An 819-nucleotide genomic window follows, 5' to 3' on the forward strand; every position below is an offset into this window, starting at 1 on the left:
TCTCTTTATATGTCTTAAAATGATAAGATCCATCTAACACTTTTCTTCTTATTTTCACTAAGATACTTTGCTCAATTTGTTTAAATCTAGAGTATGTCATGTTATCTATTCCTATCGCAGAGTCATGAGTTATACTCTTTTTTTTTAATTCTTTTAATCTATTTATTCGAATTTGACTTCTTAATAGTTTCCTTCTCAAAGTATCAACCTCTATTTCCTAAAAAGATTAATATTATATAAACTATAGGTAGTATTAAAAGTAAATAATAAATTAAATTGAAGATAATACCTTTTAAATTTATTGATATTTTAGAATTACTTGTATCTTTTGGTATTTTTTGATAATCAATTTCCTTATGATTCGGTGTCATTTGCAATATTTTTATATACTTTTTTTTTATCTCGTTAAATTCCTCGAACATTTTTTCAGGACTTGAATCTTTATATTTTATTTCTAAATTACTTAAATCTTCTTCTAATTTCATTAACTCCAAGTATGAAATTTTGTATTGATTAGCTTGTTCTTTAAAATCCATAAAAGCTAGAATTATGCTTATAGCCATTATAAATATAGATAAAATTATGCTAATTAACGAATCTATTTCATTATAAAAAAATATAGACAAGATAGATATTATTATTAATGCAGCAGAATAAGCATTTAAAAATATGATGGCTTTATTATTATTTACTAAACATCTAGATTCTGCGTTCATGCGAGCTTTTTTTGTTACCCAGACTTTTTTTTCTTTATATTGGTTTATAATATCCACAATACGCTTATCCTCATTTCAAAATTATAGTGCAGACAGAGATATT

General features: G+C 23.4%; 1 protein-coding gene. It reads right to left on the reverse strand.

What is annotated here, in order from left to right:
* Positions 1–203: 203 nt before the first annotated feature.
* Complete coding sequence (locus KA878_RS13530) at positions 204–773, reverse strand: SLATT domain-containing protein (RefSeq protein WP_194375780.1); 570 nt, start codon at positions 771–773, stop codon at positions 204–206.
* Positions 774–819 lie beyond the last annotated feature (46 nt).

It is taken from the genome of Staphylococcus sp. GDY8P57P, assembly GCF_017892585.1.
GTDB lineage: Bacteria > Bacillota > Bacilli > Staphylococcales > Staphylococcaceae > Staphylococcus > Staphylococcus borealis.